This is a genomic window from Pseudomonas fluorescens (assembly GCF_002022275.1).
Lineage (GTDB): Bacteria > Pseudomonadota > Gammaproteobacteria > Pseudomonadales > Pseudomonadaceae > Aquipseudomonas > Aquipseudomonas fluorescens_AJ.
The window spans coordinates 25,339-42,794 of sequence record NZ_MSDF01000010.1 but is presented as its reverse complement, the minus strand read 5'-3'; the positions used below and the strand labels follow the sequence as shown (position 1 = coordinate 42,794).

General features: G+C 59.0%; 21 protein-coding genes and 1 tRNA gene. 17 read left to right on the top strand and 5 right to left on the bottom strand.

All coding sequences use genetic code 11. The features are described 5' to 3' along the window. Positions 1-91 precede the first annotated feature (91 nt). The 14 genes from BFW87_RS05055 to BFW87_RS04990 all read left to right on the top strand — a co-directional run bounded on the left by BFW87_RS05055 (position 92) and on the right by BFW87_RS04990 (position 10,441). Entirely contained in the window at positions 92-838 is a 747-nt protein-coding gene (locus tag BFW87_RS05055; protein WP_078738865.1) for a YebC/PmpR family DNA-binding transcriptional regulator, read from the top strand. A 172-nt stretch (positions 839-1,010) separates the two neighbouring features. Continuing rightward, positions 1,011-1,535 carry a crossover junction endodeoxyribonuclease RuvC gene (gene ruvC, locus BFW87_RS05050; RefSeq protein WP_078738864.1) on the top strand — a complete coding sequence of 175 codons (525 nt, stop codon included), beginning with the start codon at positions 1,011-1,013 and terminating at the stop codon, positions 1,533-1,535. 66 nt (positions 1,536-1,601) lie between these two features. Continuing rightward, positions 1,602-2,213 carry a Holliday junction branch migration protein RuvA gene (ruvA, locus tag BFW87_RS05045; protein ID WP_003175802.1) on the top strand — a complete coding sequence of 204 codons (612 nt, stop codon included), beginning with the start codon at positions 1,602-1,604 and terminating at the stop codon, positions 2,211-2,213. After that, a complete protein-coding gene (ruvB, locus tag BFW87_RS05040; protein ID WP_078738863.1) occupies positions 2,214-3,272 on the top strand; it encodes a Holliday junction branch migration DNA helicase RuvB in 1,059 nt (352 codons plus the stop codon). Positions 3,273-3,411: 139 nt separating this feature from the next. Beyond that, positions 3,412-3,867 (top strand): tol-pal system-associated acyl-CoA thioesterase, encoded by a 456-nt coding sequence (gene ybgC, locus BFW87_RS05035; protein WP_078738862.1) that lies wholly within the window; start codon positions 3,412-3,414, stop codon positions 3,865-3,867. Between the two features lies 1 nt (position 3,868). Beyond that, positions 3,869-4,564: a protein TolQ gene (gene tolQ / locus BFW87_RS05030; protein WP_003209819.1), complete on the top strand. Its 696-nt coding sequence runs from the start codon at positions 3,869-3,871 to the stop codon at positions 4,562-4,564. A 23-nt stretch (positions 4,565-4,587) separates the two neighbouring features. Beyond that, positions 4,588-5,040 (top strand): protein TolR, encoded by a 453-nt coding sequence (gene tolR / locus BFW87_RS05025; RefSeq protein ID WP_161630238.1) that lies wholly within the window; start codon positions 4,588-4,590, stop codon positions 5,038-5,040. After that, the gene (gene tolA, locus BFW87_RS05020) at positions 5,040-6,113 is read left to right on the top strand and encodes a cell envelope integrity protein TolA (protein ID WP_078738861.1); all 1,074 of its coding nucleotides are present in this window, start codon (positions 5,040-5,042) and stop codon (positions 6,111-6,113) included. Before tolR ends, tolA begins: the two co-directional genes overlap by 1 nt. A 17-nt stretch (positions 6,114-6,130) precedes the next feature. Next, on the top strand, positions 6,131-7,411 hold the full coding sequence (gene tolB, locus BFW87_RS05015) for a Tol-Pal system beta propeller repeat protein TolB (protein ID WP_176159710.1): 1,281 nt from the start codon (positions 6,131-6,133) through the stop codon (positions 7,409-7,411). Positions 7,412-7,466: 55 nt separating this feature from the next. Further along, entirely contained in the window at positions 7,467-7,967 is a 501-nt protein-coding gene (gene pal, locus BFW87_RS05010) for a peptidoglycan-associated lipoprotein Pal (protein ID WP_003209827.1), read from the top strand. A 6-nt stretch (positions 7,968-7,973) separates the two neighbouring features. Then, entirely contained in the window at positions 7,974-8,810 is an 837-nt protein-coding gene (ybgF, locus tag BFW87_RS05005) for a tol-pal system protein YbgF (protein WP_078738859.1), read from the top strand. 165 nt (positions 8,811-8,975) lie between these two features. Further along, positions 8,976-9,623 carry a 7-carboxy-7-deazaguanine synthase QueE gene (queE, locus tag BFW87_RS05000; protein WP_078738858.1) on the top strand — a complete coding sequence of 216 codons (648 nt, stop codon included), beginning with the start codon at positions 8,976-8,978 and terminating at the stop codon, positions 9,621-9,623. A 1-nt stretch (position 9,624) separates the two neighbouring features. Further along, positions 9,625-10,302, top strand: coding sequence for a 7-cyano-7-deazaguanine synthase QueC (queC, locus tag BFW87_RS04995; protein ID WP_078738857.1), 678 nt, complete (start codon positions 9,625-9,627; stop codon positions 10,300-10,302). 63 nt (positions 10,303-10,365) lie between these two features. Next, positions 10,366-10,441: transfer RNA gene (locus tag BFW87_RS04990), tRNA-Lys, on the top strand. Between the two features lie 117 nt (positions 10,442-10,558). Here BFW87_RS04990 and pstB read toward each other — a convergent pair. The 5 genes from pstB to BFW87_RS04965 all read right to left on the bottom strand — a co-directional run bounded on the left by pstB (position 10,559) and on the right by BFW87_RS04965 (position 15,043). Continuing rightward, positions 10,559-11,338 carry a phosphate ABC transporter ATP-binding protein PstB gene (pstB, locus tag BFW87_RS04985; RefSeq protein WP_078738856.1) on the bottom strand — a complete coding sequence of 260 codons (780 nt, stop codon included), beginning with the start codon at positions 11,336-11,338 and terminating at the stop codon, positions 10,559-10,561. Then, on the bottom strand, positions 11,338-12,210 hold the full coding sequence (gene pstA, locus BFW87_RS04980) for a phosphate ABC transporter permease PstA (RefSeq protein ID WP_078738855.1): 873 nt from the start codon (positions 12,208-12,210) through the stop codon (positions 11,338-11,340). The genes pstB and pstA overlap by 1 nt, the downstream gene beginning before the upstream one ends. Continuing rightward, on the bottom strand, positions 12,207-13,175 hold the full coding sequence (pstC, locus tag BFW87_RS04975) for a phosphate ABC transporter permease subunit PstC (RefSeq protein ID WP_439848374.1): 969 nt from the start codon (positions 13,173-13,175) through the stop codon (positions 12,207-12,209). Before pstC ends, pstA begins: the two co-directional genes overlap by 4 nt. An 82-nt stretch (positions 13,176-13,257) precedes the next feature. After that, positions 13,258-14,274, bottom strand: coding sequence for a phosphate ABC transporter substrate-binding protein PstS (gene pstS, locus BFW87_RS04970; protein WP_078738853.1), 1,017 nt, complete (start codon positions 14,272-14,274; stop codon positions 13,258-13,260). Positions 14,275-14,422: 148 nt separating this feature from the next. After that, positions 14,423-15,043: a helix-turn-helix transcriptional regulator gene (locus BFW87_RS04965; RefSeq protein ID WP_078738852.1), complete on the bottom strand. Its 621-nt coding sequence runs from the start codon at positions 15,041-15,043 to the stop codon at positions 14,423-14,425. 151 nt (positions 15,044-15,194) lie between these two features. On the opposite strand from BFW87_RS04965, the gene BFW87_RS04960 reads away from it, so the two are divergent. The 3 genes from BFW87_RS04960 (at position 15,195) to BFW87_RS04950 (ending at position 17,360) form a co-directional block, all read left to right on the top strand. Next, positions 15,195-16,184, top strand: coding sequence for a catalase family peroxidase (locus BFW87_RS04960; protein ID WP_078738851.1), 990 nt, complete (start codon positions 15,195-15,197; stop codon positions 16,182-16,184). A 36-nt stretch (positions 16,185-16,220) separates the two neighbouring features. Next, positions 16,221-16,451 carry a hexameric tyrosine-coordinated heme protein gene (locus tag BFW87_RS04955; RefSeq protein ID WP_016973255.1) on the top strand — a complete coding sequence of 77 codons (231 nt, stop codon included), beginning with the start codon at positions 16,221-16,223 and terminating at the stop codon, positions 16,449-16,451. A gap of 426 nt (positions 16,452-16,877) precedes the next feature. Then, entirely contained in the window at positions 16,878-17,360 is a 483-nt protein-coding gene (locus BFW87_RS04950) for a RidA family protein (RefSeq protein ID WP_078738850.1), read from the top strand. Positions 17,361-17,456: the final 96 nt, after the last annotated feature.

The window sequence follows — 17,456 nt, the reverse complement described above, 5'->3', positions numbered from 1 at the left end:
CGCATCTTCGGATGCGCCTTTGCGTTTAAAAGAAGGAATTCCTGCCTGGGGCGGGATTGATAAGGTTTCTAGAGAATTTCGGAGTTGTGTTATGGCTGGCCATTCCAAGTGGGCGAACATCAAGCACCGCAAAGAGCGTCAGGATGCCAAGAAAGGCAAGATTTTCACCAAGTGGATTCGCGAACTGACCGTTGCGGCCCGTCAGGGCGGCGGTGATCCAGGCTCCAACCCGCGTCTGCGCCTGGCGCTGGACAAGGCCTTGGGCGCGAACATGAGCCGCGACATCATCGACCGCGCCGTGGCTCGTGGTGCAGGCGCTGCCGACACTGACGACATGGTCGAGCTGAGCTACGAAGGCTACGGCCCGGGCGGCGTGGCGGTGATGGTCGAGTGCATGACCGACAACCGCAACCGTACTGCCGCAGCCGTGCGTCATGCCTTCAGCAAGTGCGGTGGCAACCTTGGCACCGACGGTTCGGTGGCTTATCTGTTTGAGCGCAAAGGTCAGATTTCCTTCGCGCCGGGTGTGGATGAAGATGCCCTGATCGAGGCTGCCATGGAGGCGGACGCTGACGACGTGGTGACCAATGAAGACGGTTCCATTGACGTATTTACCTCATTCGCCGGGTTCTACGCCGTGCGTAACGCGCTGGAAGCGGCCGGGTTCAAAGGCACCGACGCGGAAATCGTGATGCTGCCGACCACCAGCGCCGAGCTGGACCTGGACGGCGCGCAGAAAGTGCTGAAGATGCTGGATATGCTCGAAGACCTGGATGATGTGCAAAACGTGTATTCGAATGCCGACATCCCGGAAGACGTGGCCGAACAGCTGACTTAAGCACGATGAAAACCCCCTGTGGGAGCTGGCTTGCCTGCGATAGCATCACCTGAGCGCAACTGAAAAACCGAGGTGCCTGCATCGCAGGCAAGCCAGCTCCCACACAAGCCAGCTCCCACAGTTGTTAGGTGTTGGCCGCAAGATTTGTGTTTTTCCCCACTTTGCAGGCGTTATGACTTTAATCCTAGGCATCGACCCCGGTTCGCGCATCACCGGTTTTGGCGTGGTGCAACACACCCCTCGCGGCTGTATCTACGTCGCTTCGGGCTGCATCCGCACCGGCGCGGGCGAGTTGGCCGAGCGCCTGCAGATCGTCTATCGCGGCGTGCGTGAAGTGATTCAGACCTACGGCCCCGTGACCATGGGCATCGAAAAAGTATTCATGGCGAAAAACGCCGACTCCGCATTGAAGCTCGGCCAAGCGCGTGGCGCTGCCATTGTTGCCGGCGCCGAAGAAGGCCTGGAAATCGCCGAATACACCGCCACCCAAGTCAAACAGGCGGTGGTCGGCACCGGTGCGGCGAATAAAGAGCAGGTGCAGATGATGGTCATGCACATGCTCAAACTGACTTCAAAACCGCAAATCGACGCCTCCGACGCCCTGGCCATTGCCATTTGCCATGCGCACACCCGCTCCAGCCTGTTGCCGCACGGCTTGGGTACTGCACGCAGTCGTGGCGGGCGGCTGCGTCTCTGATAGCATCAGCGCAATCGTATTTTCCGGTCAGGCCTTGATCTGACCTCAAGCTTTAAGGATCGAACCGTGATTGGACGCTTGCGCGGCACCCTGGCTGAAAAACAGCCGCCGCACCTGATTCTGGATGTAAACGGGTTGGGGTATGAGCTGGAAGTGCCCATGACCACCCTCTATCGCCTACCGTCGGTCGGTGAACCGATCACCTTGCATACCCATCTGGTGGTGCGCGAAGACGCGCAATTACTCTATGGTTTCATTGGCAAGCGTGACCGCGACTTCTTCCGTGAGCTGATTCGCCTGAACGGCGTGGGTCCCAAGCTGGCGCTGGCGCTGATGTCGAGCCTGGAAGTGGATGAACTGGTGCGCGCCGTTTCGGCCCAGGACACCTCGGCGCTGACCAAGGTGCCGGGTGTCGGCAAGAAGACCGCCGAGCGCCTGCTGGTGGAACTCAAGGACCGTTTCAAGGCCTGGGAAGTGGTGCCGAGCATGTTTGCCCTGGTGCCGAACCAGCCGGATATGCCGGCGGGCCAGGTGGCCAGCGCCGAAAGCGATGCCGTCAGCGCGTTGATTTCCCTGGGCTACAAGCCGCAGGAAGCCAGCAAGGCAGTGTCGGCCATCAAGGACAAGAACCTGAGCAGTGAAGACATGATCCGCCGAGCCCTGAAGGGAATGATTTAAGTGATTGAAGCTGATCGTCTGATCGCGGCCACTGGCCCGCGCGACCGTGAAGAAGTCCAGGACCGGGCCATTCGCCCGCTGAGCCTGGCTGACTACATCGGCCAGCCCACCGTGCGTGAGCAGATGGAGTTGTTTATCCAGGCCGCCCGCGGGCGCAGTGAATCCCTGGACCACACGCTGATCTTCGGCCCGCCTGGCCTGGGTAAAACCACCTTGGCGATGATCATCGCCAATGAGATGGGCGTATCGATCAAATCCACGTCCGGCCCGGTTCTGGAACGCCCGGGTGATTTGGCGGCGTTGCTGACCAACCTTGAGCCCCATGACGTGCTGTTCATCGACGAGATCCACCGGCTGTCGCCGATTGTCGAAGAAGTGCTGTACCCGGCCATGGAAGATTTCCAGCTCGACATCATGATCGGCGAAGGCCCGGCGGCACGCTCGATCAAACTCGACCTGCCACCGTTCACCCTGGTGGGCGCCACCACCCGAGCGGGCATGTTGACCAACCCGCTGCGAGACCGTTTCGGCATTGTTCAACGTCTAGAGTTCTATAGCACCGCTGACCTTGCGACCATCGTCAGCCGTTCGGCGGGCATTCTCGGCTTGCCGCTGGACCCGGAGGGCGCGTTTGAAATTGCCCGCAGGGCCCGTGGCACGCCGCGGATCGCCAACCGACTGCTGCGCCGTGTGCGTGACTTTGCCGAGGTGCGTGCCAAAGGGCATATCACCAAAGCGGTGGCGGACCTGGCCCTGAACCTGCTGGATGTGGATGAACACGGCTTTGATCATCAGGACAGGCGCCTGCTGTTGACCATGATCGAGAAGTTCGACGGTGGCCCGGTGGGGGTGGACAGCCTAGCTGCGGCCATCAGCGAGGAACGCCATACCATTGAGGATGTGCTGGAACCGTACCTGATCCAGCAGGGCTATATCATGCGTACGCCGAGAGGGCGCGTAGTGACCCGGCACGCCTATTTGCACTTCGGGTTAAACATTCCGTCACGATTGGGTGAGATGCCCGTGGTAGACGAATTCCTCGATGCAGTGGACGATTAAAAAGGTCACGCCAGTCGATTTATCTGAAGTTTGTGCTGTCCTAGTGGCTGGCGTCGTCATTCAGTCGTTGGAAATGTTGAATAGAATCAGAAAACAGTTGCTTGGCCGGATTGGCAACCTGAGGAGTAAGCACTAGAGTATGCGCGCGCAAAACGGGGATCAGTCGTTCGCACATCGCTGTCGCGTTTATTACGAGGACACCGATGCTGGCGGCATCGTGTATTACGTCAACTATCTCAAGTTCATGGAGCGGGCTCGAACCGAGCGGCTACGGGAGCTGGGCTTTGCCCAATCCCAGCTTGCGGGGGAGGACCTGTTGTTTGTCGTGCATTCCAGCGAGGCGCGTTACCACGCGCCGGCGCGGCTGGACGATGAACTGCTGGTCAGCGCGGAAGTAATCGAATTGAACCGTGCCAGCCTGCGCTTTAAACAGCAGGTCAGGCGGGCAACGGATGCAACGCTGCTCTGTGAGGGGCAGTTCCTGGTGGCCTGTGTGCGCACCAATAGTTTGAAACCCCGGGCCATTCCCGAAGCTCTACGTGCGGCCTTTGCCGGCGTAAGCGGCGCGGGTAAACAATCAAAGCAGGAGATTTAGCGTGGAACCTACCGTCGTCGACCATTCCTCCATGTGGAGCCTGGTCAGCAATGCCAGTGTTGTGGTTCAACTGGTGATGCTGGTCCTGGTAGCCGCATCGGTTACCTCTTGGGTCATGATTTTTCAGCGCAGCAACCTGCTGCGTGCCGGTCGACGTGCCCTGGAGAGCTTTGAAGAGCGCTTCTGGTCGGGTATCGACCTGTCCAAGCTGTACCGTCAGGCCGGCAGCAACCCGGACCCGGATTCGGGTGTAGAGCAAATCTTCCGCGCCGGTTTCAAGGAATTCTCGCGTCTGCGCCAGCAACCGGGCGTTGACCCGGAAGCGGTCATGGAAGGCGTGGCCCGTGCCATGCGCGTGGCCATTTCCCGCGAAGAAGAGAAGCTTGAGCAAAGCCTGCCATTCCTCGCCACCGTCGGTTCCGTGAGCCCGTACATCGGCCTGTTCGGTACCGTGTGGGGGATCATGAACTCCTTCCGCGGCCTGGCCCAGGCCCAGCAAGCGACCCTGGCCACCGTGGCCCCGGGTATCGCCGAAGCCCTGATCGCCACCGCGATCGGCTTGTTCGCTGCTATCCCCGCAGTAATCGCTTACAACCGTTTTGCTGCTCGCGGCGAAACCTTGATCAGCCGTTACTACACCTTCGCCGACGAATTCCAGGCGATCCTGCACCGTAAAGTGCACACCAGCGAAGAATAAGCAGGTAATTCCCAATGGCTTTAATCGCTCGAGCTCGCAAAAAGCGCAAGCCGGTCGCCGAGATGAACGTAGTGCCTTACATCGACGTGATGCTGGTGCTGCTGGTTATCTTCATGGTGACCGCGCCGATGCTCAATCAGGGCGTGAAGGTTGATCTGCCCAAGGTTTCCAGCGAAGCCTTGCCGCAAGACAACAACACTCAGGTCCTGACCATTTCGATCAAGGCTGACAAGACCTATTACTGGAACCTTGGCAGCGAAGTCGACACCCAGAAACAGCAGGACAAGGCCATGACCTTGCCGCAGATGACGGATGCCGTGACCAAGATCATCCGGTCCGGCAACGAAGGCGGCAAGCATACGCAGGTGTTCATCCGCGGCGACAAAGTGGTCGACTATGGTTCCGTCATGGGCGCCATGGGCGGGCTGCAGAAGGCCGGCGTGGGTAACGTTGGCCTGATTACCGAGGCGCCCTGATGCAGCAACAGCGAGAGCCGTCCGCCTCGGAAAGCTTCTTCTGGCCTAGCGTCTGGGCAATTGCCCTGCATGTCCTGGTGTTTGGCATGCTGTTCGTCAGCTTTGCCATGACCCCGGACCTGCCGCCAGCCAAGCCGATCGTGCAGGCGACCCTGTATCAGCTGAAATCGAAAAGTCAGGCCACCACCCAGACCAATCAGAAGATTGCGGGTGAGGCCCAGAAGTCGGCTGCGCGCCAGACTGAAGTCGAGCAGATGGAACAGAAAAAGGTCGAGCAGGAAGCGGTGAAGGCTGCTGCGGAACAAAAGAAAGAAGAGGCGGCTCAAAAGGCCGAGGAATCGAAAAAGGCTGACGAAGCGAAGAAAGCTGACGAGGCGAAAAAGGCTGATGAAGCCAAAAAAGCCGACAAAGCTGCCGAAGCCAAAAAAGCCGAAGAGAAACAATTGGCTGATATAGCCAAGAAGAAGTCTGAAGAAGAAGCCAAAAAAGCTGCCGAAGAAGAGGCCAAGAAAAAGGCCGCTGAAGACGCCAAGAAAAAGATTGTCGAAGACGCGAAGAAGAAAGCCGCCGAAGACGCCAAGAAAAAATCTGATGCAGACGAGGCGAAGAAGAAAATCGCCGACGACGCGAAGAAGAAAGCTGCCGCCGACGCCACCAAGAAAAAGGCCCAGGAAGCAGCGCGCAAATCCGCCGAAGAGAAAAAGGCCCAGGCCTTGGCAGACTTGCTTTCCGACACGCCTCAGCGTCAGCAGGCCTTGGCCGATGAGCGCGGTGATGAAGTCGCGGGCAGTTTCGATGACCTGATTCGGTCGCGGGCAGCGGAAGGTTGGACACGTCCACCTTCGGCACGCAAAGGTATGACAGTAGTGCTGCAGATCGGCATGTTGCCGGACGGTACGGTGACTTCGGTCAGCGTCGCCAAGTCCAGTGGTGATGGCTCGTTCGACAGTTCGGCGGTAGCAGCGGTCAAGAACATTGGCCGGTTGACCGAGATGCAGGGAATGAAATCGAGCGATTTCGCTCCTTATCGTTCATTCAAGATGACATTCACACCTGAGGATCTAGCCTTGTGAGAAACCTTCTTCGAGGAATGCTTGTCGTTATTTGCTGTATGGCAGGGATAGCGGCGGCGGATGAAAAGAACATTTTGGTCACCAGCGGCAGTGATCGGGCCACCCCGATCGCCGTAGTACCGTTCGGTTGGCAGGGCGGCAGCGTGCTGCCGGACGACATGGCCCAGATTGTCAGTGACGACCTGCGCAACTCCGGTTACTACGCGCCGATTCCGAAAGGCAACATGATCAGCCAGCCGACCCAGGCCAGCGAAGTCATCTTCCGTGACTGGAAAGCCGTAGGCGCCCAGTACCTGATGGTCGGCAGCATCACGCCAGCCGGCGGTCGCTTGCAGATCCAGTACGCGTTGTTCAACGTGGCTACCGAACAGCAGGTCTTGACCGGCAGCGTTTCGGGTACCGCCGAACAACTGCGGGACATGGCCCACTACATCTCGGACCAGTCGTTTGAAAAGCTCACCGGTATCAAGGGGGCGTTCTCGACACGCCTGCTTTATGTAACCGCTGAGCGTTTCTCCGTCGACAACACGCGTTACACCCTGCAGCGTTCGGATTACGACGGTGCACGTGCAGTGACCCTGCTGCAATCGCGTGAGCCAATTCTGTCGCCGCGCTTCGCGCCGGACGGCAAGCGTATTGCCTACGTGTCGTTCGAACAGCGTCGTCCGCGTATCTTCGTGCAGCACATCGATACGGGTCGTCGCGAGCAGATCACCAACTTTGAAGGCCTGAACGGTGCACCAGCGTGGTCGCCGGATGGTTCGCGCCTGGCGTTCGTACTGTCTAAAGACGGCAACCCGGACATCTACGTGATGAACATGGCTTCGCGCCAGATCAGCCGCGTGACCAGTGGCCCGGGCATCAACACCGAACCGTTCTGGGGTAAGGATGGTTCGACCATCTACTTCACCTCCGACCGCGGCGGCAAGCCACAAATCTATAAAACGAGCGTGAGTGGTGGGGGCGCTGAACGTGTGACCTTTATCGGTAACTACAACGCCAACCCTAAACTTTCGGCTGATGAAAAGACGTTGGTGATGATTCACCGTCAGGATGGTTTCACTAATTTCCGGGTTGCGGCCCAGGATTTGCAGCGTGGAACGGTAAAAATCCTCACAGATACCAACCTTGATGAGTCAGCTACTGTTGCGCCCAACGGCACCATGGTAATCTACGCCACCCGCCAGCAGGGCCGGGGAGTCTTGATGCTCGTGTCCATTAATGGACGCGTAAGGCTCCCGCTTCCTACCGCACAAGGCGAAGTCAGAGAACCGTCCTGGTCCCCTTACCTGAACTGACGCGGCGCTACAAAAAGAATTGCTTAACACACTGGGGTTCATTAGGAGTTTCACGATGGAAATGCTGAAGTTTGGTAAGTTTGCTGCTCTGGCTCTGGCTCTGTCCGTAGCCGTTGGTTGCTCGTCTAAAGGCGGCGACAATGCCGGTGAAGGCGCAGCTGTTGATCCAAACGCTGGTTACGGCGCTAACACTGGTGCAGTTGACGGCTCCCTGAGCGAAGAAGCTGCTCTGCGCGCTATCACCACTTTCTACTTCGAATACGACAGTTCGGACCTGAAGCCAGAAGCCATGCGCGCTCTGGACGTTCACGCGAAGGACCTGAAAGCTAACGGCGCTCGCGTTGTTCTGGAAGGTAACACCGACGAACGTGGTACTCGCGAGTACAACATGGCACTGGGCGAGCGTCGTGCGAAAGCCGTTCAACGCTACCTGGTACTGCAAGGTGTTGCTCCAGGCCAACTGGAACTGGTTTCCTACGGTAAAGAGCGTCCAGTTGCTACTGGCCACGACGAGCAGTCCTGGGCTCAAAACCGTCGCGTCGAACTGCGTAAGTAATTCGTCATGCGAACGTGCCGTCGTGCTCTAACTGTATTGGCTCTCAGCCTCGCACCGCTTGCGGTGTGGGCTGCGGTTCCTGTGGAAGATAGCAACTCTGGCTATAACAATAGCGGGAGCAGCTATCCGCCAGCAGGTTATGGCACGAACGGCGCCTATGCTGGGGGGCCGGCAACTGCCGCCCCCTCGGCACAGGGCGAACTGTTCAACCAGCTGCAACGCATGCAGGATCAATTGGCGCAGCAACAAGGCACCATTGAGATTTTGCAGAATCAAGTGAACCAGCTGAAGCAAGAAGGCCTGGAGCGTTACCAGGATCTTGATCGACGCATTGGAGCCGGCGTTACACCTGCCGCTACTCCTGATAATTCTTCTGCCGGTGGCGCGCCTGTTGCGGCCGCCGGTGGTGCAGCAGTGGGGGCCGCGGCCGCAAGCCAAGCCCCTGCCGCGAGCAGCGAACCGGGTGATCCGGCGAAGGAAAAACTGTATTACGATGCAGCCTTCGACCTGATCAAAGCCAAGGATTTCGATAAGGCCAGCCAGGCTTTTACCGCATTCCTGCGCAAGTACCCGAACAGCCAGTACGCGGGCAACGCCCAGTACTGGTTGGGCGAAGTCAACCTGGCCAAGGGTGATCTGCAAGGTGCCGGTCAGGCATTTGCCAAGGTCAGCCAGCTTTACCCAAAGCACGCCAAGGTGCCTGATTCGCTGTACAAACTCGCTGACGTAGAACGCCGCCTGGGTCATACCGACAAGGTCAAAGGCATTCTGCAGCAGGTGGTTTCCCAGTATCCGGGTACCTCCGCTGCCCAGTTGGCCCAGCGGGACCTGCAACGCTTGTAAGCGCTGCACTCCCGTTTAGAAGAAACCCGCGCCTGTCGCGGGTTTTTTCGTTAGAATCCACGCCCTTTTATGAAACACGCTTTTTGCGGTCTACGCGTTGGCGGGATCGCTTGAAGTGCCTGACGGAGGCGGACAGCCTGTTTAGCTGTTACGCCCGTGGCGAATATGCAAGACACATTACGCATCACCGAAGTTTTTTACTCGTTACAGGGTGAAACGCGAACCGCTGGCCTGCCCACCGTATTTGTACGGCTGACCGGCTGCCCGTTGCGTTGCCAATACTGTGACAGCGCCTACGCCTTCAGTGGCGGCACCGTGCGCACCCTCGACGACATCCTGGAACAGGTTGCCGGCTTCAAGCCGCGCTACGTCTGTATGACCGGCGGCGAGCCGTTGGCCCAGCCCAACGCCATCCCGTTGCTCAAGCAGCTGTGTGACGCCGGTTATGAAGTCTCCCTGGAAACCAGCGGCGCCCTGGACATCTCTGCGGTAGACCCGCGTGTCAGTCGTGTGGTCGACCTCAAGACCCCGGGTTCCAAGGAAGCACACCGCAACCTCTACCAGAACATGGACCTGCTGACGCCCAACGATCAGGTCAAGTTCGTGATCTGTTCGCGCGACGACTACGACTGGGCGGCCTCCAAGCTGATCCAGTACGGCCTGGATCGCCGCGCAGGCGAGGTGCTGTTCTCTCCCAGTCATCACGACCTGAACGCCCGTGACCTCGCCGACTGGGTGGTGGCCGACAACCTGCCGGTGCGCCTGCAATTGCAGCTGCACAAATACCTGTGGAATGACGAGCCGGGGCGCTGAGATGAGCGATCAAAAGCGCGCAGTCATCCTGCTGTCTGGCGGCCTTGATTCCGCCACCCTGGTGGCCATGGTCCGCGCCGAAGGCTACCGCTGCTACACCCTGAGCTTCGACTACGGCCAGCGTCACCGCGCCGAGTTGGACGCCGCCGCCCGTGTCGCTCGCGACCTGGGCGCGGTCGAGCACAAGGTGATCGGCCTCAACCTCAATGGCATTGGCGGCTCGGCCCTCACCGACAGCAGTATCGGTGTGCCCGAGGCGCCGAGCGAAGGCATCCCGCTGACCTACGTGCCGGCACGCAACACGGTGTTTCTGTCTCTGGCCCTCGGTTGGGCCGAAGTACTCAATGCCCGCGATATCTTCATCGGCGTCAACGCACTGGACTACAACGGCTACCCGGACTGCCGCCCCGAGTACATTGAGTCATTCGAACGCATGGCGAACCTGGCTACCAAAGCGGGCGTAGAAGGGCAGGGCTTCCGTATCCGGGCGCCGCTGCAGAACCTGAGCAAAGCCGATATCGTGAAGGCTGGTGTAGGACTTGGCGTCGATTATGCGCAGACAGTTTCCTGCTACCAGGCAGACGATTCCGGCCGTGCATGTGGGAAATGTGACGCCTGCAGACTGCGCGCTGAAGGCTTCAAAAACGCCGATATTGCGGACCCAACGCGTTATTTCTGATTTATTTCAAATAAGGTGTTGAATAATCCTTAGAAATCAGTATTATACGCGCCACCACACAGCGGGTCGTTAGCTCAGTTGGTAGAGCAGTTGGCTTTTAACCAATTGGTCGTAGGTTCGAATCCCACACGACCCACCATATTTGGCGGTTTAGAAAATCCGGAAGGCCCACGCAAGTGAGGATTTCCGGGTTTTTTTTTGCCTTGTAAAAAAAGCCGCCTGCAAGAGGCGGCCCGTGGCCTGGCATCAGGCACGCTTAGCCAAATCGTCCCGTAATGTAATCTTCCGTCTGCTTCATCTTCGGCGTGGTAAAGATCTGGTCTGTCTTGCCATGCTCAATCAATTCCCCCATGAACATGAACGCGGTGCTGTCCGACACCCGCGCGGCTTGCTGCATGTTGTGCGTCACGATGATCACCGTGTACTGCGTCTTCAGCTCGGTAATCAATTGCTCGATGCGCCCGGTCGAGATGGGGTCGAGCGCCGAGGTCGGTTCGTCCAGCAGCAGCACCTGTGGCCGCAGTGCAATGGTGCGTGCAATGCACAACCGCTGCTGCTGCCCGCCCGAGAGGCTTTGTGCGCTCTGGTTGAGTTTGTCCTTCACCTCGTCCCACAAGGCGCCGCCGCGCAAGGCTTGCTCGACGCGGTCGTTCATTTCGCGACGGGACAGTTTTTCGTGATGGCGAACGGCGTAGGCGATGTTGTCGTAGATCGACATCGGAAACGGCACCGGCTTCTGGAACACCATGCCGACGTGGCTGCGCAGGCGGTTCATCGAATAGCCGGGGGCGAGGATGTTTTCGCCGTTGAGCAACACTTCGCCGCGCGCCTCCTGCTTGGGGTACATCGAGTAAATGCGGTTGAACACGCGCAGCAGCGTGGACTTGCCGCAGCCCGAAGGGCCGATGATCGCGGTGATGCGTTTTTCCGGAATGTCGATGTCGATGGACTTCAGGGAGCGTTGGTTGTTGTAGAAAAACTCCAACCCACGCACACGGATTTTGGTTTTTTCAGGATCAATGCCAGTGGCGTCCATCAGTGAGACCTATTGCGTAAAAGGATCAGGCGAGATGCCAGGCTCAGTACCAGCACGAACAGCGTCAGGACCAGCGCACCGGCCCAGGCGAGGGCGTGCCAGTCGTCGAACGGGCTCATGGCGTACTGGAAAATAACCACGGGGACACTGGCGATCGGCTTGAGCAGGTTGCTGCTCCAGAACTGGTTGCCGAACGCGGTGAACAGCAGGGGCGCGGTTTCCCCGGTGATGCGGGCCAGGGCGAGCAGGATGCCGGTGACCACGCCAGCCTTGGCGGCCCTCAGCACAATCTGCAGCGTCAGCTTCCATTGCGGTACACCGAGGGCCAATGCGGCTTCGCGCATGGTCGAGGGTTGCAACTGAAGCATTTCATCGGTGGTGCGTACCACCACCGGAATCACCAGCAACGCCAAGGCCAGCGCACCGGCGAGGGCAGAGAAGCCCACCTGGTGATTGGTCAGTTGATTCAGCGGCAGGATTACAGCGGTATACACAAACAACCCCAGCACAATCGACGGCGCGGAGAGCAGGATGTCGTTGATGAAACGCACCGTAGTACCCAGGCGCGAGTGCCGTGCGAATTCGGCCAGCCAGATACCAGCCATCAACCCGATCGGCGTGCCGATCAGCAAGGCGATGCCGGACATCAGTGCGCTGCCATAAAACGCGTTGGCCAGCCCGCCTTCGGTGCCGGGCGGCGGGGTCATCTGGCTGAACAGCCGCAGGTTCAGGGCCTGGAAACCGTTGATGATGGTCGTCAGCAGAATCCACGCCAGCCACAGCAAACCAAAGGCTGTCGCGCCGCAACTGAGGAGCATCGCCACGCCGTTTTTCAGCGCGCGCTTGCGATACAGGCGTTCGTTGGCGTTCATAGACCTTCCTTACGGGACAGACGCATCAGCAGTAGTCGCGCGAGTGCCAGCACCACAAACGTCACGATAAACAGCAGAAAGCCCAAGGCAATCAGCGCGGAGCGATGCAGGTCGGTGTAGGCCTCGCTGAACTCGTTGGCGATGACCGAGGCGATCGAACTGCTCGGCATCAGCAGCGAGGCGGAAAACTGTTGGGCGTTGCCCAGCACGAAGGTCACTGCCATGGTCTCGCCAAGGGCACGGCCCAAGCCGAGAAAGATGCCACCGACCACCGCCGAGCGGGTGTAGGGCAGGACAATGTCCCATACCACTTCCCACGTGGTGCTACCCAGCGCGTAGGCGGATTCTTTTAGCTGAGTGGGCACACTGCGAAACACCTCATGCATCACCGAGGTGATAAACGGCATGATCATCACCGCCAGCACGATGCCGGCGGTGAGCATGCCGATCCCCAGCGGCGGCCCCTGGAACAGCGAGCCAACAAAGGGCAGGGCGCCCAGGTAATCATTGATGTAGGGCGACAGGTACTCGGCCATAAACGGCCCGAATACAAACAGGCCCCACATGCCGTAGATGATCGAGGGAATACCGGCGAGCAATTCAATGGCCGATGCGACCGGCATTTTCAGCCAGGGCGGCGCGACTTCCGTGAGAAAAATCGCAATGCCAAAACTGACCGGCACGGCAATCAGCAGCGCCAGAAACGACGTGACCAGCGTGCCGTAAATTGGCACCACGGCACCAAAGTGATTGTTGACCGCATCCCACTCGGTGCTGGTAATGAAGCCAAAACCAAAGGTGCGAAACGCCTGGCTGCCACCCCACAGTGTCGAAGCCGCGATGCTGGCGAGCAATAGCAGCACCAGCATGGCGGCCCCGAACATCGAGCGTTTAAACCACAGATCGTGGCGTTGATCGCGAGCGGCGCGGTTGTCGCTGTGTATGTCGCTCGCGTGAGTAGTCATAACCAAAGGCTGGACGGTGTCGTTCATATCAGATGTGCTCACCGCCTCCCCCGATCACCGGGGAAGGCGGTCGTAGGGCGAATCAGTGAGTGAAGTCAGACTTCCAGTAACCTTCGATTCGCGACACCAGGGAGTCCGGCAGGGCTACGTAGTCCAGCGCAGCGGCCTGTTGCTGGCCCTTTTCCAGTGACCACTTGAAGAAGTTGAAGGCCGCCTGGCTTTGCTCGGCGTTCTTTGGCTGCTTGTACATGATGATCCAGGTGGTGGCGGTGATCGGCCATGCGCCTTCGCCCGGCGCGTTGGTCATGATCAGGTTGAAGTCTTTGGCGCTGGCCCAGTCGGCGGTGTCAGCGGCTGCCTGGAAGGCCTTCGCGTTAGGCGAGATGAACTTGCCCGAGGCGTTCTTCAGCTGGGTGTAGGTCATTTTGTTCTGCAGGGCGTAGGCGTATTCCACGAAGCCGATGGAGTTCTTGATCTGCTTCACGTAGGCCGAAACACCTTCGTTGCCTTTGCCGCCCACACCCACTGGCCACGGCACGGTGGTGCCGAAACCGATTTTGGTTTTCCAGCTGTCGCTGACCTTGGCCAGGTAGTTGGTGAAGTTGTAGGAGGTGCCTGAACCGTCGGAGCGGTGCACCACGGTGATGTTTGCGACTGGCAGGTTCAGGCCCGGGTTAAGGGCAGCGATGGCCGGGTCGTTCCAGGCCTTGATGTCACCGAGGAAGATTTTCGCCAGCACGTCGCCGTCGAGTTTCAACTGGCCTGCTGTCACGCCTTCGACGTTCATCACCGGCACGATGCCGCCGATCACGCTGGGGAATTGGCCCAGGCCGCCAGCTTTGAGTTCATCGGCCGAGAGGGGCGCGTCAGAGGCGCCGAAGTCCACGGTGGCCGCCTTGATCTGGGCGATACCGCCACCGGAACCGATCGATTGATAGTTGATGCGGTCGCTGGCGTTCTTGCTGTAGTCCTGCGACCACTTGGACAGCACCGGGTAGACGAAGCTGGAGCCGGCACCGGTAACGTCGGTGGCGTGGGCCACGCCACTCAGGCACAGGGCGGTCAACAAAACGGACAGACTTTTTTTGCTCGGCAACATCACGACAACACCTCAGGGGAAGGGGTAAGTGGAAGGGTCCACCTGTCTAAGACGTGACGATTTAATTCCTGATATATGTCTGTTTAATGACGGTTTGGCTTTATGAAGAAACATTTAGAAATGTTTGTGGCGGATGGCCGCTACGGATTTACGCTGAGGGTGCTTCCTCTGTCTCAATGAAGTACTGGCAGATCAGCCGGTCTTCGCGCAAACATTGTTCACTTGCCGGCATCCCCGTGGCCTCGGAAAAGAACGCCGCCATCGCCCGGCACACGCATTGCTCCTCGCGCACCACACTGCCCACCGGGCAGGTGAAGTTGCGCACCATCACACCGCCTTCCTGCGGCATGGCCTCGGTACTGGCGCCTAATGCGTCGGCGGCGGCCATGGCGGCGCGCAGGCCGCTGTCGAACGTCACAGGGTTGGCCAGGCCGGCACGTTGCGCCAGTTGGCGACCGGTCTGTTCCAGCACATCGCCCAGCTCGTCGACGTCGTAGCGGTCCTTGAGCGTGGCCAGCAGTTGAGTCAGCAACACCTGATAGGCGGTGGACGTGACGTCTTCACTGCCGGGCGCCGCTTCGAACACCACCGGCGGCTTGCCGACCGTGTTGGGCGGGCGAATTTTGCTGCGGCGCACCAATCCCTCGGACTCCAGCTGCTTGAGCTGCACGATCACCGCGTTACGCGTGACGGCCAAGTGTTCGCAGAGCTGCACCACGGTCAGGGGCTCGCGCTGGAGGAGCTGCAGGATGTCACTTTTGGTACTCACGAGCGGCGGGCTTCACTGGCAGTTTGGGGGCTTGAGTATAACGCCATAAAACGTCTGACGATGAGGAAAAACAATAATGACAAATAATATTGTCATTATTGTTGTGAGGTGATTAGAATTCGCCAAAATCACCCACCCGCAGGACATCAGCATGAAAAAAGCCCAGCGTTTATTGATCGCGCTCCCATTCGCCTTCGCGTCTATCGGCAGCGCCATGGCGCAAGATGCGCCGCAGCAATCCACCCCCACCCAGTTGGTCGATGCCCTCAACGGCGTGTTCGGCCAGCACGCTGGCGCCCGTGCGGTACACGCCAAGGGCATCGTGCTGGAAGGGCGCTTCACCCCAAGCCCGTCTGCCGCGTCCATCAGCCAGGCGCCGCATTTGCAGGCCACGGCCGTGCCAGTCACCGTGCGTTTTTCCAACTTCGCCGGGATTCCGGACATTCCGGACAACCACGGCTTGGCCAGCCCACGCGGCCTGGCCATCCGTTTTGCACTGCCGAACGGCGGCAGCACCGATATCGTCGCCCACTCGTTCAACGGGTTTCCGTCGCCGACGGCGGATGATTTCCGTGATCTGCTGATCGCCCTCGGCACCAGTGGCCCCGACGTGGCCAAACCCACGCCGCTGGACGGCTACCTCGGCACCCACCCGGTGGCCACAGCCTTCCTCACTGCGCCCAAGCCTGCACCGCAGAGCTTCGCCACGCTGCCTTACTACGGCGTGAATACCTTCAAGTTCATCAACGCGGCGGGCACCGTCACCTTTGGCCGCTACCAGTTCCTGCCGGTCAGCGGCAGCCATTTCTTGAGCGACGCGCAAACCGCCAAGGCAGAGCCGAATTACCTGAGCGAAGAGATTCAGCAGCGCGTCAGCAAAGGCGCCGTGCGCTTCAAACTGGTGGTCCAGGAAGCCGCGCCGGGTGACAAACTCGACGACCCGTCGATCGCCTGGCCGGCCAGCCGCCCACTGGTGGAACTGGGCACCCTGGAAATCACGCGTGCCGTGGCCGATAACGTCGCCGCGCAAAAAAGCCTGATGTTCCTGCCCAACAACGTGCCAACGGGTATCGAACCGCAAGACCCGATGATCAATGCGCGTTCCGCCGCCTATCCTGTTTCATTCGGTCGTCGGCAATAAGCCGTCGCCCTGCCTGATAAAAAAGAGGAAGCCCTGATGAGTCTGATACCGAACAATTCACTGATCACCGCGACCCCGGAAGAGGGGCGTGAGCTGGCGATCAAAATGGCGCGCCTGGTCATCAAGGCCACGCAACCGGACGAAGCGGTGCGTGGCAGGTTGCGCGATGTGTACGCCAATGATGCGGCGATGCTGATCAGCATTGGCCAAGTAGTCGCGACGGAATTTGCGACCATTGCGGCGGCCAACAAGTACTGGAACCCATAACGCAAAAAGCGCAGCCACCGCAAAGTAATGCCGATCCGTTATGGGTTAGCACAGCATTTGTGGCGAGCGGACTTGTTGTGGTCAGCGGGCTTGCTGTGGCGAGCGGGCTTGCCCCGCGTTGGGCTGCGCAGCGGCCCCCCCGAAAGCCACCGCGGTTTACCTGACACTATGTGACCAGCCCCAAAACCTGACGCCGAGGCCTGTCTGAAAGGACTCGGCGTCTTCCATAGGGCTGCTGCGCAGCCCAACGCGGGGCAAGCCCGCTCGCCACAGGGATGCGATGCCTTCAGGCTTTCTTATTAACCACATGGAGATGATTGCCCTGGCGCGGTTTTATTCCCGGCAAGTTGAAAAATATCGTGCGTGCAAGGGGTGTGACTTTATTGGAAAGTGGTCACCACTTCGTCTTCAGCAGGGGAATTACCGATGAGTGTGATCCAGCGTTTACAGCAACTGGGCATTGTGTTGCCCGAACCCATCAACCCTTTGGGCTCTTACAAAACCCTGAGCTTGTCGGGCAACCAATTGCATGTTTCCGGCCTCGGCCCGTTTGAAAACGGCAAGCCGCTGACCGGCATCGTCGGCGACGACCTGTCGATAGAGCAGGGCCAACATGCTGCGCGATTGACCCTGTTGATGATTCTGGCGTGCATCGAACAAACCTATGGCCTGGACACTATCCAGCGCTGCGTCCGCTTGACGGTTTACGTACGTGCCACCCAGTCATTCACTCAGCACCCGAGTGTCGCCAATGGCGCCAGTGACCTGCTGCTGGACCTGTTTGGCGCAGACCAACTGCCGGCCCGCAGCGCGCTTGGCGTGTACTCGTTGCCAATGGGTATTCCTGTTGAAATTGACAGCGTTTTTGAAGTGAAACCGATGGGTCACGATCAGGATAAAAGGTCATAACGAGTAACAACTAATCCAGAAAAGTCGTTGAAATACATACGATTGTCGGACAACTCCATGGATGAAAAACTCTTCATAATCGCCTCGCTCGATCGT